Here is a 14,274-nt window from a genome sequence, read left to right as displayed (position 1 = left end):
CTATCCGGTATGCTGATACACATTCGAGCATTGTAGAGTCACCTCTCATGTGGATTTTGTTCACCTTACTAGCTGCTTTTTCTCAGGCTTGGCGAAATGCTTTTCAAAGCAAATTGAGTGAAAGCGCCTCCACAGCCAGCGTCACCCTCGCAAGATTTATTTTAGCCAGCCCACTTGCGGGGCTATATCTTTGGAGCCTTTATCAGATCGCTCCTGCAGAATCGCTCGTCATTAACGATGACTTTTTAGCCTTTGTGCTGGGTGCCAGTGTCATGCAAATCATCGCGACGGGGTTAATGGTGGTGCTATTTAAGCAAAATAATTACGCCATAGGCGCTGGACTTGCGAAGAGTGAGGCACTCGTGGCGGCAATTTTGGGCGTACTCTTTTTTGGCTCAAGCTTAACTTTACTCGGTTGGTTTGGTGTCTTTATCGGTGCTATCGCGGTGTTGTTATTGAGCGGTTTTAGCCTGCGTGCTTTCAATGGTAAAACTGCACTAGTGGGACTTGCCTGTGGAACAAGCTTCGCGCTTACTTCTCTTTGGGTGCGTGAAGCCAGTATCGCATCGGGCCTACCTTTCCCCCACAGTGCAGCCTGGGTGTTATTATTAGTGCTGATTTGCCAAACTGTAATGTTGAGTATGTATTTGACGATACGCGAACTACACTCTTGGCGCGTGCTGTGGCAACGCCGCAAACTGACGCTGGCCATTAGTGTTAGCAGTTGCATCGGTTCTATAGGTTGGTTTAGCGCAATGAGCCTTGAGCATGTAGCCTACGTGAAAACCCTTGGCCAAATCGAAGTGTTTTTCACTTTGCTTATCTCATTCTTATGGCTCAAAGCACCGGTAAAGAAGCGCGATTCAATGGGACTCTTACTCATCGCAGTCGCGGCTATTTTGGTTATGCTAACTTAAGTACCACAACCCCACTGATGATAAGTAACACACCCAAGTAGCGCATAAAACTACTTGGGTCACCGTAGAAAAAGATACCCACTAAGAATGTACCTGCCGCGCCAATACCCGTCCACACCGCATACGAGGTACCCAGTGGAATTTGCTTTTGCGCCAGCCATAACATCCAGCCACTCAAGGCCATAAAACCAACGGCTATCACTATGCCTAGCCAACGAGTATCGGCTTGTTGCGCCATTTTCAGACCAACGGGCCAACCTATTTCAAACAGGCCAGCCATAATTAAATAAACCCACGCCATACTATTTTTGTTTCAACTCCACAGAATACAGGTCTTTTCTTCGGTCTCGTAAATTACGCACCGTTCCTTCACTATGCAATATTTTGAGTTTATCTAAGTCTAAGTCACTAAATAACAGCATTTCCGTATTTGGTGTTGCTTCGTTTAGCGCGGCATCATGAGGGAAAGCAAAGTCCGATGGCGTCAACACCGCTGACTGCGCGTACTGCACATCTAGGCTTTCTACCTGTGGTAGGTTACCAACGCTTCCTGCGATAACCACGTAGCATTCGTTTTCAACCGCACGGGCCTGCGCACAGTGTCTTACCCTTAAATAGCTATTTTTTGTGTCAGTCCAAAATGGTACAAACAAAATATCCAGCCCTTTTTCAGCCATGATCCGCGATAACTCTGGAAACTCCACGTCGTAGCATACTTGGATCCCTACTCGGCCCGCGTCCGTATCGAACACTTCAATTTTATCACCGCCTTTGATAACCCAATCATAGTCTTCGTGAGGGGTGATATGAATTTTACGTTGTTCATCCACTTTGCCAGAGCGATGACACAAGTAACTGACGTTATAGAGCTTGTCGCCCTCAAGTAGCGGCATAGAGCCCGTGATAATATTGGCATTGTACTCAATCGCCATTTGCGACATAGCAGCTCTAAACTGCTCGGTATACGTCGCCAATGCACGAATTGCTTCGGTCTGATTTCTATAGCTTCCGAGCCCCATTAGTGGCGCGTTAAAAAACTCAGGGAAAAGGATAAAGTCACTTTGGTAATCCGAGACCGTGTCCACAAAATACTCAACCTGCTTCATTAGCTCCTCTACCGATTCCACCCTGCGCATTTGCCACTGCACGGCCCCCACTCTGACGATGGTTTTCTTGCTTTCGATCACGGTATCGGTTGGCTCGAAGAGAATGTTATTCCACTCAAGTAGGGTCGCATAGCCTTCGGAGTCCTGATCTTCCGGCAGATATTGCTTAAGCAATCGCTTTACTTGGAAGTCGTTGGCAAGTTGGAAGCTTAGAATGGGGTCGTGTAATTCTTTATGGTCGACTTTGTTTATATACTCCATTGGCGACATACTGCCACGGAATTGCTTATAAAGCGGAATACGACCACCCGCCAAAATCGCGCGTAAGTTGTACTGACGACAAAGCTCTTTACGAGCATCATACAGCCGTCGACCAAGACGTAGACCACGATGGCTTTTGGCTATCACTACATCCAGCCCGTACAGAGCATCTGCATTACTATCACTAAAAATTCGGCTATGCGCGTCAACAATGTCTTCATAGGTATGCGGGTTAGAAAAGGTTTGATAGTCAACTTGAACACTAAGCGCGATACCGACGAGACGCTCACCGTCTTTGACACCGATCTGCCCCTCAGGAAACTGGTCAATCAACCTAAATATCGTATGACTAGGCCACGCACCACCGAGATCAGGATAGGCTTCATCCATTAATGATTTAACCTGATCGTAGTCAGACTTTTCTAGGTTACATAGCGTGATCCGCGCTTTTTCTACAGACATATCAACTCCAAAGCTTTTATTATCTACCTATCTCTCACTCTACTACAGCCAACCTTGCTGGATGCTGAGCGAATAACCTGAGCTTAGGTCAAATAGACGGCAAATCACAATAGAGCTTCTATACTTATTTTATTGTGAATACCACAAGAGCTTACGTTTGACTAAATACCACCCTTATAGCAAACCAGACCAAGTAGAAGCATTAAAATTTGCATTATTACGACGTGTGGCCGCGTATTGCATGTGGCTACACGCAGGCCTCATTGGTGTCTTTTGGCATTTAGAGGTGAACATACTTGCTTTGGTAAACGTGGGTAGTGTGCTGATGTGGTACGCTGGCATTAAACTCATTGATGCGAGTAAACCCTCGATTGCACTGCGGGTTTTCTGCCTTGAAGTCGCCATCCATGCGACGCTGGTGTGTGCCTATCTCGGCATGTCACTCGGGTTTCAGTACTATCTCTGGACAGTGTCTTGCCTCATGCTGCTAGATTACCAACTCAGGTTACGTAATGCCGTGATTTATTCCGTTGTGTTGATCACGCTATTCGCAGTCTTAGAATTATTGTTTGGTGATGTTGCCTATCAATATCGCTATCAACAGTTAATTCCCTATGTCCATTTTGCCAATGTGCTCATATGTGGTATTCCAATGATCTACACAATCAGCCACATACGTAAAATGACAGTGCAACAAAGAGACAAATTAGAAGAACTCGCTGCACACGACCCGCTCACACAAATGTTCAACCGTCGCTATGCGCGCGAGTTAATCACCCATGCTAAAGAAAACTGTATCTCTACTCACTCTCCTTTATGTTTGGTGATGGCGGATATCGACCACTTTAAAAAAATCAATGACACCTTTGGCCATGACAAAGGAGATCAAATTTTAAAAAGTGTGGCCGAAACAATCAAAGCACATATTCACCCTGCAGACATTGCAGTTCGTTGGGGTGGTGAAGAGTTTTTAATCGTGCTCGCGCCTTGCTCTAGTGGAGAAGCAATGCAGCGCATGGAAAAACTACGACGAGCCGTCGAGACCACCAGTTTTGAAAACGACATTCTTAAGGTCACCATGAGTTTTGGCGTTGCAAATTGGGATCCTAGCCAAACTTTTGAGGTCGTCATTCAACACGCGGATGCCGCACTTTACGACAGCAAACATTCAGGTCGGAACCGTGTTACCGCAGCACCGATTTTGCGTGTATCGGAGGGCGTAAGTTAACCCCCTCCGATACGTTCAGTGCAAAGCATTACTTAGGTGAAATGACTATCTGGTGAGTTAATTCACCAGGTAGCAAGGGGGTATTCTCCCCTTCGGCATAATCTGCAAATCCAGACCGATAAAACGGCGATAACGGATGTCCACTTTGGCCACCAGCAACCGTTAAAATTGCATTTTGTAAATGACCAGGTTGTGCGATAAAGCGTTGCGATGCGCCGAATGATTTACCCTGCACCGCAGGCATAAAGGTATCACCAAAAGCTTGTGCGGTTGGCATATCTAACAAACCGCTCAGCATTGGCATTTGTTTTGAGAAAGGATGCTGCACCTTGAGTGCATTAACATCCCCCCAGCGCCAAGCGGCCATATTACTGCCATATTTTTCGCTAAGTTGCTGCTTGGCAAGCTTGTAAGCAGCCAACTCTAACTCAAGCCAAGAACCATGCTCGCCCAACCAACTATTTGGCTGCTCGGTTAAGAGCTGCCAGAGTGAGGGCTCAAGATAACGCTTAACCGGCTTCATCGACAATTTTTGTGTGTTTAAGTGCTGCTCCAAGGGTGCGAAAAGAGTGTCGATCAGTGCGTTGCGGTAGGCTTTTACTAAGGTGTAACCGACTGAATCTGCACAAGCACAAGCCTGCCAGTCATTAAGGAGCGAAATATCATTTTCAAAAGATGCGGAATGTTGGTTTTGCAATAGGGATACTAAGTGCTCGTGCCACGGCGCTAAAAACTTGGCGCGATTGTCCAATTGCAGCTGATAGAAATCCGCTTCCGTAAATTGTTGCTGACCTAACAGTCCATCGCGGATCTGCACGGCACGTGCACCTAACGCATAGCCGCCATCACCAAACCTTTGATTATCTGCAACTGAAACCACGCGAGAGTTAGCCGTCCACAATTTACCGTTTTCAGGGTTTTGCACAACCGGGCGAACTTGTTCGTTGTTCTGCCACGCTTGCTCATATTGCTCTATATTCAACGCCGTGTCATGAGCCGTTTTGCGTGCAGGAATAGCCCCCATCGGCGTCCAAGCAGCTGCCCCTTTACTGTCTACCACCATCAAGTTTTGTACAGGGATCCCTACCTTTTTGGCATGTTCTGTTGCTTGCTGAACTTCGGTTAATCGTTCAAGTTGCACAAGCTCTAAGTTTACGGCATAGGGTTGATGAGCAACCCAACTCAGCGCTAGCTTCTTATCTCCAAGTTGTTTAACGGGACCAAATGTACTCATTTCCAATTTATAGGAATGGCTTTTGCCATCAGGCAATTTTATTTCTTCAGCAATGAACTGCGTCTTGGTGTCTGCGTCAAGCTCAATCCAATCGGCTGTATCTAAATAACCATTGGTGAATCCCCACGCTATGCGATTATTACTTCCAACCACAATGGCTGGAGCGCCTGGTAACGACACCCCAGTTACCTGAATTGCATGGCCCTGATCCTGATAATTAAGCTGGGCACGATACCAAATCGACGGCACATTTAAGCCAAGGTGCATATCGTCGGATAACATTGCCGATCCTGTCTTTGTAAGCGCACCAGTTACGGCCCAATTATTACTGCCGTAAAGCGGCACATCAGCAATATGTGATGGCTGAGCTTGCACGATTTGTTGCTGTAATGCAGGAATAGTAACTGGCGATGCCGTAAGTACACTGTTATCCAAAGCAGCCTGATATTGACTAGGCTGCAAGATAAAATCGAGCATATCTTGACCATATTGCTGCTTAAGCGCAATTAGGGTTTCATCGCGCTCATAAGTACCTGCTTGCAAGTCTAGATACATGCTAAAAATAGTGAGTAAGCTGTCTTCTGGCTGCCATGGTGCAGGAGTTGCACCTAGAAGCAGGTATTCAAAACTGGTGAAGCCAGATTGTACTCGCCCATCGTTCACCCCTTGTGTATAACGCTCAAGGATTTGCCTATGCGCCTCAGGTAAGGACATCACGATAAGCTTTGCCCGTTTTCTGAATTGATGGAATCGCATGCTTTCATCAAGGCCAATGGCCGCCGAGCCAAATAACTCACTCAATTCACCTGCGGCATTGCGACGCAACAGGTCCATTTGAAAAAAGCGGTCCTGACCATGTGCAAAACCCAATCCATACGACGCATCTGCTCGGGTGTCAGCCGACACCACAGCTTGCCCCATAGCATCGCGCGCTACCGTTACTGTATTATCAATCTCCGATGCACTTCCTTTACCATCCAGTGCAGGCAGGCTCAGCGCAAGCAAGCCATATATACTTGCAGTACCAAGCAATACCAGTAACAGCAGAACGACAACAATTCGTTTAATCCAAGTAAGCATGACCATCCCTTAACAATGTATCCAGTGCTAATTTATGCCTAGAAGATATAGCATGTCATTGGCTAATAAACCAATATTCTCGACTTTGTCACAGTTATAAGACAATCAAGTTAAAGCATTTTATTTTGGTTAATTAGATTTCGCTTTGCGAGGACTGAACTATAGTTAAATCATCGTCTTCAACACAGAAGCACCATGATCTCTGAACTATCGACATCACCACTTAAATTTCGCTTTGTGAAATATAGCTTCTGGCTTTTGCTAGTCGTGATCATCGCAGTGGCATGGTATGTTGATCAAGTAAACTATCGCCGCTTAATCGCGATAGAAAAGAGCCGCTCGACCGAGGAAGTGAATGTCTACCGCACTAAAATAGAAGGTATTCTGGCAAAAAATGTACAACTTGTCAGAGGACTAGGCATTGCCCTTTCTGGTCAATCCGAACTCTCTCAAGCTCGCTTCGAACAGCTCGCAAAACCCTTATTCGATAGTAGCCAAATCCTTCGAAATATCGGAGCAGCTCCAAATATGCGGCTCGACTATATTTACCCATTGAAGGGCAATGAAAAAGCCATAGGCTTAGACTACCAAACCCATCCGACGCAAAAATACGGCGCATTACTCGCCAAAGAAAGTCGCGAAATCGTGATGGCAGGTCCACTAGAGTTGCTGCAAGGAGGCACAGGGTTAATCGCAAGAGTTCCCGTTTACACTGACAAAACTCACTTCTGGGGTTTACTCTCTGTCGTGCTCGATATGGATAGTCTGTATCAACAAGCAAACTTTACCGCATTAGAAAGTCAATATCTGATCGCGATTCAAGGCGTTGATGGTAAAGGCCAAGACGGAGATTACTTTTATGGCAATAGTAATATTCATTCGCTTGCCCCCATCGCATTTAGTGTCAACGTGCCCTCAGGTGAATGGGAACTCTACGCCGTGCCTCGCATTGGTTGGCAACCAGCGGCAACTGCCGTGTGGCCTTTTCGCTTAGCTATCATCGCGCTGATTATCATCTTTATTGCCGCATTTATCTTCATCACTCGACTGCTATCGCAACTGCAACGTAATGCTTTGTCACTGACCAATATGGGCATACTCGCAGAAGTTGGTGCATGGGAAATTAACGTCAAAACACGCGATATTATTTGGTCGGACGTCACTCGTAGTATTTTCTGCGTGCCGAGACAATTTCAGCCCACTTGGATGAATACAACAGAGTTTTTCAAAGCGGGTTTGCACAGAAAGCGTTTGCAAGACTGTGTGGATGAACTTATAAAAACAGGCCATGAGTTCGAAGAAGAATTTATTATCCAAACCCAAAATCTGGACGACTTATGGGTGCTAGTGAAAGCGCGCTCTATTCGCAATGGCAAACGCACTAGCCACATTTTTGGTTCCATTCAAAACATCCATAAACGCAAAATCATGGAAATGGAACACGATAAATTCGCCAAGAATAATGAGCTCCTTGCCCATTTGAGCTCTCACGAAGCCATCTTAAATAACCATCTCAACAAAGCACTCACACTCTGTGCAGATACCTGTAGAAAAGGAGTGGAGGTTAATAAAGTGAGCATTTGGCAATTTAATGAGGATAAAAACCAGCTGATCCCAGTGTGTTTTTCAAATGCTGCGATGGATAACTTAGAGCACTTTCCTCCTTGGCGAAAAGCAATAGCGCCTGCATTCTTTAGTGAAATTGAGAGTGGTCAAATAATTGCGGCGGAACAAGCTGAAAACCACCCTGCAACCATGGCCCTCACTACAACGTACCTTGAACCTTTTGAAATTAAGGCGATGCTTTGCTGCCCCATCAGTCATAAAAACCAAACCTTAGGCGTTCTTTGTGCAGAGTACGATGTTGTAAGTCCAGGTTGGGGTCAAAGCGACCTCCGTTTAATGAAATCTATCGCCGCCATGCTAGGAAGCCTCTTTATCAATAAAGCCCATCAAAAAGCAAAAAATCAAGCCATCATTGATAAAGACTTAGCAGAACAATCCGCTAAAATGAAAGCAGAGTTTTTAGCCAGTATGAGTCATGAAATACGCACTCCACTCAATGGCGTAATGGGTATGGTTGAGCTCGTCATGCACTCACAACTCACTTCGACTCAACACCACCAGCTCTCTTTGGCACATAGTTCAGCGAAGTCCTTGCTTACCATCATTAATGACATTCTCGACTTTTCCAAAATAGAGGCTGGTAAGCTAACGATCGAATTTGTTGAGTTCGACCTTATCGAGATGTTAAGTAATATGCTGTCTGGTTTTGTGCGCGCCGCTGATGCCAACAATAATCGGCTACATATCGATTTATCAGGTATGAAAGTCCATACCGCACAAACAGATCCTAATCGCCTCAAACAAATCCTTAATAATTTGTTAAGCAATGCGATTAAGTTCACCCATGATGGTTCAGTGACTTTAAGCTGCCATACCGAACAAACGGGCGATCAAACTCGGTTATGGTGCAGTGTAGAAGATACCGGTATCGGTATTTCAAAGGAAAAGCTCAATAAAGTTTTTGATTCATTTACCCAAGCAGATTTATCAACCACTCGACAATATGGTGGTACTGGGCTTGGTCTCACCATTGCAAAGCAATTGTCTCAATTGCTCGGTGGCGATCTACAAGCATTTAGTAAAGAACACGTTGGCAGCACGTTTTCCTGTAATGTACTACTAACAGCAGCTAAACCCATTACCGTGCATGGAAAGTCTGATAACTCAACGTTATATATATTAAGCGAAATCAATGAAGACTACAGTAAACTACTGAAGCCTTGGCATATCACGTGCTTGCACGTGCAGCAACTTGATATGCTCATGACTCAACTGCAACAACCATCTTCACATCTTGCTGTTATTTTGGATGCCAAGTTACTCAATGCCACGCCGCGGAAAAAACAACAAGCACTCAAAGCGCAGCTAACACAGCAGCAGATCGTACATATGGTTGCCGTTGAAGAGCAAAGTAGCGAAACCCTCTCGCTATTTTCCTCCTGTGAGCGGGTGTACTATCCCATTACGCCATATGCAGCACTTCAGGTGTTCAACTCTAATTATCAAGACCCAGACAAGCCGACATCCGTCAAAACCGACTCACAGGTCAATGCTGAACCCCTGTTAGCACGCTCAATCTTATTGGTGGAAGATAATCGGATAAACCAAACCGTTGCGATGACGATGTTAGAGCGTTTAGGTGCGAAAGTAGTCTGCCAAGAAAATGGAGAGTTAGCACTTGCACATTTACAATCAACTAACAAACCTTACGATGTAATTCTAATGGATTGTCAAATGCCGGTGATGGACGGTTATCAGGCAGCACAGCAGATCCGCCAAGGTGTTGCCGGAAAAATCCATCAGCATAGCGTGATCGTTGCACTCACCGCCAACGCGATGCAAGGTGATAGAGAAAAATGCCTTGATGCTGGAATGGATGATTACCTCACCAAACCCATTGACTTTGATGAGCTAAAAGCCAAACTTCTGCAAATAAAACCGCAGCAAACAATGCAAGCACCTTCGTCTACGGCCCAACAAAGTTAGCTCACACACTTTGCTACAGTAAATATTGGTATTATATTGCTACTATCAAGATGATGTTATACATCTCATCAGCAACAACAAAAATAAGGAAAGTGATGCAATTAGATACTCAAGAGCAACGCGTACTGGGTAGCTTAATCGAAAAGCAAGTCACCACCCCAGAACAATACCCCATGTCACTCAACGGCCTCACCAATGCGTGTAATCAAAAGTCGAATCGCGAGCCGGTGATGGAACTCTCTCAAAATGATGTGCTAGACACACTGACTCGCCTACAAGAAAAACGCTTAATTACCTGCGACGAAGCACTCTCTGGCCGCGTCGACAAGTACAGCCAGCGCTTTTGTAACAGTGATTTTGGCCACCTAAAAGTCAACGCGAAACAAAAAGCGATTATCTGTTTGCTGTTACTGCGTGGACCACAAACTCCAGGTGAATTGCGTACTCGCAGCGGCCGCCTCGCAGAGTTCAGCTCCGTACAGGACGTTGAAGCGACATTAAGTGCGATGCAAGAACATGATTATGTAGTTAAGCTTGCCAGGGAACCTGGAAAACGAGAAAGTCGTTATCAACACTTGTTTGGTGACCAAGTCGTTGAATCAACAGCGCCTGCAGAAGCCATAACCGGCACCCAAAATGACAGCGAAATCGAAAGCTTAATTGCCGAGATTGAGCAATTAAAGCAAGAGCTCGCCACCATCAAAGCACATTTAGGGCTTTAAAAAGCGCGTCAGCACCAACATAATAGAAGTTTATCGCCCCGATAGTATTGAGGAACCAGTATGCGTGAAGCAATCATGGCCGAAATGAAAGTTCAGCCAATTATTGACCCGGAATTTGAAGTCAAACGACGTGTCTCATTTTTAAAAGCACGATTACAAGCCTCTGGCTGCTTCACCCTTGTGCTTGGCATAAGCGGAGGAGTTGATTCGTCAACTTGTGGACGTCTATGCCAGCTAGCTATCGATGAACTCAATGCTGAACATGGTACTGGGGCTTATAAATTTATTGCCATGCGCTTGCCGTATGGTGTTCAAGCTGATGAAGATGAAGCGCAACTTGCACTTGAGTTTATCCAACCGAGTCAGCGCTTAACAGTCAACATCAAGCCTGCGGCCGATGCCATGCACGAGCAAGCACTTGCTGCCATGGCGGGTGGAAGCGTGCCACTGCCTTCACAAGCCAGCGTGGATTTTATTAAAGGAAACGTAAAAGCACGCCAGCGCATGGTCGCGCAGTACGAAATAGCAGGCCTGACTCGCGGTTTAGTCGTCGGCACCGATCACAGCGCTGAAAACATCACGGGCTTTTACACCAAGTTTGGTGACGGCGCCTGCGACTTAGCGCCCTTGTTTGGCCTGTCAAAACGCCAAGTTCGCGCACTAGCGGCTTTTCTCGGGGCACCTGCGGGACTAGTACATAAAGTACCGACAGCCGATCTCGAATGCGACCGCCCAGGCCTTTCCGATGAAGAAGCGCTGGGACTAAGCTATGACAATATTGATGACTTCCTCGAAGGTAAGCCTGTTAGCAGTGAAGTAAACGACAAACTTATTGCCATTTATCAGCGCACCCAACACAAGCGTCAACCAATTCCTACGGTATACGACGAACAATAGTATTGTTGGCAGGAGATAACCAGTTATTCATCCTGCCAACCTTAATTTCTCAATTCACAAGGTGATTAACGTATGAGCCCCGCAGCTGCACCTATTTTAATTACTGGTGGCGCACAGCGCATTGGACTTGCTTTGGTGAAACACTTTCTCGCTAAACAGCAAGCCGTCATATTGACGTATCGCACCAAACATCAAGTTATCGATGAACTAGCATCGCTAGGTGCCATTTGTATCAAGGCTGATTTTGACGAGCCAGAAGCAATCACGCAACTCAACAACCAAATTCGTGCCCATACCGACGCACTCAGTGCCATCATCCACAATGCATCGAGCTGGGATTGTGAAGCCAACAACCCTGATTTTTCAGCATTATTCGACAATATGATGCGGATCCACGCTAAAGTCCCTTATTTGATCAATCATGCCTTGAGCGACTTATTGACAGCTAGCAATAATGTCAGCGATGTGATCCATATTACTGACTATGTAGTAGAAAAAGGCAGTCCAAAACACATTGCCTATGCCGCAAGTAAAGCTGCATTAGATAACTTAACTCGGTCATTTGCCGCTAAGTTTGCACCTAGCATCAAAGTGAATAGCATTGCACCTTCTCTTATCATCTTTAATCAAGACGATAGTGACGAGTACAAGGCAAAAACCTTGAAAAAGTCTATTATGGGAATTGAGCCTGGTAGCAAAGAAGTTATCAATAGTGTCGACATGATACTCTCTAGCAACTATATGACAGGACGCACGGTACAAATCGACGGTGGCCGCCATTTGAGGTAACGCATTATGCAAGACAAATTACAACATAGTTATAAAACGATTATTGAAGCCGTGGGTGAAGATGCAGACCGCGAAGGATTATTAGATACGCCAAAGCGCGCAGCGAAAGCGATGGAATATCTGACTCAGGGCTACCGTCAAACACTGGATGAAATCACCAATAACGCGGTATTCAGCTCAGATGCCGATGATATGGTGCTGGTCCAAGATATAGAGTTGTACTCTATGTGTGAGCATCACCTTCTACCTTTCGTTGGCCGTTGTCACATCGCTTATATACCTGACGGTAAAGTGCTTGGCTTGTCTAAATTTGCCCGCATTGTTGATATGTTTGCCCGACGTTTTCAAATCCAAGAGCAGCTAACTCATCAAATCGCCAAGGCCGTTGAGGAAGTCACCGGCGCAAAAGGCGTTGGCGTGATCGTTGAAGCCAAACACATGTGTATGATGATGCGTGGGGTTGAAAAACAAAACTCTAGTATGCGAACGTCTGTCATGCTTGGTAATTTCAGAAGCGACCCCAAAACCCGCAACGAATTTTTACAGTTAGTGAAAGGATAAACACGCTATGTCGAATGCCATTATTAAGGTGACGAATTTAAGGCTACGTACCTTTATTGGTTTTAATCCCGAGGAGCGGGAAAAAAAGCAAGATGTCGTGATCAATATTGAAATTCACTACCCAGCGGATACGGCATGTTTAGATCATGATAACGTGGCTCACGCGCTTAACTACAAAACGGTGACCAAAGCTGTCATCACACTGGTAGAGGAAGGGCATTTTTTGTTACTTGAGAAATTAGTGGCTGACATACTTGCTGAATGTCACCAACATCAAGACGTGACGTATGCAAAAGTCACCGTAGATAAACCGCACGCTTTACGGTTTGCTGACTCAGTGTCACTCACGCTTGATTGGTACAGAAGCTAAACTAAGCGATAAGACCCTGATATGCACTTCCTTGCCTTCTGGTATTAAGAAATCACCTGTAAGGCAAGGTAAATCACCAGTGCGTAACGGGCGCCTTTACCGAGCGCGACTAACACAAAAAACCACCCAAAAGAGGTCCGTAGAGACCCCGCTACCACAGTCAAAGGATCTCCGACTATGGGGAGCCAAGCAAATAGCAATGAAAACTTGCCGTAACGATTAAATAGTCCACAAGCCTTATCATATTGCTGTTGAGAAACCGGAAACCAGCGCTTATCCCGCCACTTAGCGATAAACCAGCCAAGATAATAGTTCACACAGCTACCAAGTAAATTACCTGTTGTCGCAGCCAACCATAACCAAACTAATTCACCCTGTTGTTTCACAACGAGCCCACTCAGCGCCAGTTCCGACGACGCAGGTAATAAGGTTGCGGCAATAAAAGCAAGCCCAAATAAAGAAAGATAAATCATATCAACGGCTATAAGAAATTGGACTTTAAGAAATCATCTAAGTGGGGCAATATACTGAAATGCGCGCAAGACTTCAAAAGCACTGACACGGAAACAAGCAATAGACATGAAAACAACAATAAAAATGTTACTACTTAGTGCCGTTCTCACCACCGGATTAAGTGGCTGTAAGGCCTCTAACGAAGCACAACCACAAGCAGACAATGGCTATCAGACCTATATCCACACTGGCGACACCTTTAAACATTTGCAATTTACGGATATCAAAAACCAAGCCGTTAGGTTCGATGCTAATCACAAAAAGTTGGTGATTTTATTCGCGACTTGGTGCTCTGATTCGCAACGTTTATTGAGTGAACTAAAACAATCTGAATTACTCACCCAGGCCGAGTTAACCATCGTTGCCATTGGCCGAGAAGAAACTAACACTACGCTTGAGCAGTTCAACGAAACCATGCAATTGCCCATCCATTTTGTTGCCGATCCCAATCGAGATATTTACAACACGTATGCCAATAAAGGCATTCCTAGAGTCATCTTGCTTGATGAACGCAACCGAGTGATGCAAACCCTCATCGGTGAGCAACCCAACACCTTATCAAAACTAAACTGGAATTAACGA

Annotated in this window: 13 protein-coding genes; 9 read left to right on the top strand and 4 right to left on the bottom strand. The window is 45.5% G+C overall.

The window, feature by feature from the left end; translation table 11 throughout:
- The first annotated feature begins 47 nt into the window (after nucleotides 1-47).
- Nucleotides 48-917: a DMT family transporter gene (locus tag MHN30_RS22095; RefSeq protein WP_130163252.1), complete on the top strand. Its 870-nt coding sequence runs from the start codon at nucleotides 48-50 to the stop codon at nucleotides 915-917.
- On the opposite strand, the gene MHN30_RS22090 is transcribed toward MHN30_RS22095, so the two are convergent.
- Complete coding sequence (locus MHN30_RS22090) at nucleotides 904-1,218, bottom strand: multidrug efflux SMR transporter (protein WP_010604216.1); 315 nt, start codon at nucleotides 1,216-1,218, stop codon at nucleotides 904-906. The two genes, MHN30_RS22095 and MHN30_RS22090, sit on opposite strands and share 14 nt — an antisense overlap.
- A 1-nt stretch (nucleotide 1,219) precedes the next feature.
- Nucleotides 1,220-2,746 (bottom strand): bifunctional GNAT family N-acetyltransferase/carbon-nitrogen hydrolase family protein, encoded by a 1,527-nt coding sequence (locus MHN30_RS22085; RefSeq protein ID WP_010378119.1) that lies wholly within the window; start codon nucleotides 2,744-2,746, stop codon nucleotides 1,220-1,222.
- 157 nt (nucleotides 2,747-2,903) lie between these two features.
- On the opposite strand from MHN30_RS22085, the gene MHN30_RS22080 reads away from it, so the two are divergent.
- The gene (locus MHN30_RS22080; RefSeq protein WP_039490999.1) at nucleotides 2,904-3,974 is read left to right on the top strand and encodes a diguanylate cyclase; all 1,071 of its coding nucleotides are present in this window, start codon (nucleotides 2,904-2,906) and stop codon (nucleotides 3,972-3,974) included.
- A 28-nt stretch (nucleotides 3,975-4,002) separates the two neighbouring features.
- On the opposite strand, the gene MHN30_RS22075 is transcribed toward MHN30_RS22080, so the two are convergent.
- The gene (locus tag MHN30_RS22075; RefSeq protein ID WP_239361158.1) at nucleotides 4,003-6,288 is read right to left on the bottom strand and encodes a penicillin acylase family protein; all 2,286 of its coding nucleotides are present in this window, start codon (nucleotides 6,286-6,288) and stop codon (nucleotides 4,003-4,005) included.
- Nucleotides 6,289-6,483: 195 nt separating this feature from the next.
- Between MHN30_RS22075 and MHN30_RS22070 the strand changes: the two genes are divergently transcribed.
- The 6 genes from MHN30_RS22070 to folX all read left to right on the top strand — a co-directional run bounded on the left by MHN30_RS22070 (nucleotide 6,484) and on the right by folX (nucleotide 13,179).
- Nucleotides 6,484-9,840: an ATP-binding protein gene (locus tag MHN30_RS22070; RefSeq protein ID WP_239361156.1), complete on the top strand. Its 3,357-nt coding sequence runs from the start codon at nucleotides 6,484-6,486 to the stop codon at nucleotides 9,838-9,840.
- Nucleotides 9,841-9,935: 95 nt separating this feature from the next.
- The gene (locus tag MHN30_RS22065; protein WP_069018888.1) at nucleotides 9,936-10,562 is read left to right on the top strand and encodes a DUF480 domain-containing protein; all 627 of its coding nucleotides are present in this window, start codon (nucleotides 9,936-9,938) and stop codon (nucleotides 10,560-10,562) included.
- A gap of 60 nt (nucleotides 10,563-10,622) precedes the next feature.
- Complete coding sequence (gene nadE, locus MHN30_RS22060) at nucleotides 10,623-11,459, top strand: ammonia-dependent NAD(+) synthetase (protein WP_039490991.1); 837 nt, start codon at nucleotides 10,623-10,625, stop codon at nucleotides 11,457-11,459.
- A gap of 72 nt (nucleotides 11,460-11,531) precedes the next feature.
- A complete protein-coding gene (gene folM, locus MHN30_RS22055; RefSeq protein ID WP_130163249.1) occupies nucleotides 11,532-12,248 on the top strand; it encodes a dihydromonapterin reductase in 717 nt (238 codons plus the stop codon).
- A 6-nt stretch (nucleotides 12,249-12,254) separates the two neighbouring features.
- A complete protein-coding gene (folE, locus tag MHN30_RS22050) occupies nucleotides 12,255-12,809 on the top strand; it encodes a GTP cyclohydrolase I FolE (RefSeq protein ID WP_130163248.1) in 555 nt (184 codons plus the stop codon).
- 7 nt (nucleotides 12,810-12,816) lie between these two features.
- Nucleotides 12,817-13,179, top strand: a complete 363-nt coding sequence (gene folX / locus MHN30_RS22045) for a dihydroneopterin triphosphate 2'-epimerase (protein WP_010378103.1) — start codon at nucleotides 12,817-12,819, stop codon at nucleotides 13,177-13,179.
- Between the two features lie 44 nt (nucleotides 13,180-13,223).
- Here the strand turns inward: folX and MHN30_RS22040 are convergent, their stop codons facing one another.
- The gene (locus MHN30_RS22040) at nucleotides 13,224-13,652 is read right to left on the bottom strand and encodes a YqaA family protein (RefSeq protein WP_010378101.1); all 429 of its coding nucleotides are present in this window, start codon (nucleotides 13,650-13,652) and stop codon (nucleotides 13,224-13,226) included.
- A 106-nt stretch (nucleotides 13,653-13,758) separates the two neighbouring features.
- Between MHN30_RS22040 and MHN30_RS22035 the strand changes: the two genes are divergently transcribed.
- Entirely contained in the window at nucleotides 13,759-14,271 is a 513-nt protein-coding gene (locus MHN30_RS22035; RefSeq protein ID WP_239361154.1) for a thioredoxin-like domain-containing protein, read from the top strand.
- Nucleotides 14,272-14,274: the final 3 nt, after the last annotated feature.

The sequence above is a fragment of the Pseudoalteromonas sp. OF7H-1 genome (genome assembly GCF_022347825.1).
Lineage (GTDB): Bacteria > Pseudomonadota > Gammaproteobacteria > Enterobacterales > Alteromonadaceae > Pseudoalteromonas > Pseudoalteromonas maricaloris.
This window is presented reverse-complemented; position numbering and strand designations above follow the sequence as displayed.

Bases quoted from the DNA above. Each gene is read 5' to 3' on its own strand.
- MHN30_RS22095 (WP_130163252.1), top strand. From the start codon at position 48: ATGTGGATTTTGTTCACCTTACTAGCTGCTTTTTCTCAGGCTTGGCGA.
- MHN30_RS22090 (WP_010604216.1), bottom strand. From the start codon at position 1,218: ATGGCGTGGGTTTATTTAATTATGGCTGGCCTGTTTGAAATAGGTTGG.
- MHN30_RS22085 (WP_010378119.1), bottom strand. From the start codon at position 2,746: ATGTCTGTAGAAAAAGCGCGGATCACGCTATGTAACCTAGAAAAGTCT.
- MHN30_RS22075 (WP_239361158.1), bottom strand. From the start codon at position 6,288: ATGCTTACTTGGATTAAACGAATTGTTGTCGTTCTGCTGTTACTGGTA.
- MHN30_RS22070 (WP_239361156.1), top strand. From the start codon at position 6,484: ATGATCTCTGAACTATCGACATCACCACTTAAATTTCGCTTTGTGAAA.
- MHN30_RS22065 (WP_069018888.1), top strand. From the start codon at position 9,936: ATGCAATTAGATACTCAAGAGCAACGCGTACTGGGTAGCTTAATCGAA.
- nadE (WP_039490991.1), top strand. From the start codon at position 10,623: ATGCGTGAAGCAATCATGGCCGAAATGAAAGTTCAGCCAATTATTGAC.
- folM (WP_130163249.1), top strand. From the start codon at position 11,532: ATGAGCCCCGCAGCTGCACCTATTTTAATTACTGGTGGCGCACAGCGC.
- folE (WP_130163248.1), top strand. From the start codon at position 12,255: ATGCAAGACAAATTACAACATAGTTATAAAACGATTATTGAAGCCGTG.
- folX (WP_010378103.1), top strand. From the start codon at position 12,817: ATGTCGAATGCCATTATTAAGGTGACGAATTTAAGGCTACGTACCTTT.
- MHN30_RS22040 (WP_010378101.1), bottom strand. From the start codon at position 13,652: ATGATTTATCTTTCTTTATTTGGGCTTGCTTTTATTGCCGCAACCTTA.
- MHN30_RS22035 (WP_239361154.1), top strand. From the start codon at position 13,759: ATGAAAACAACAATAAAAATGTTACTACTTAGTGCCGTTCTCACCACC.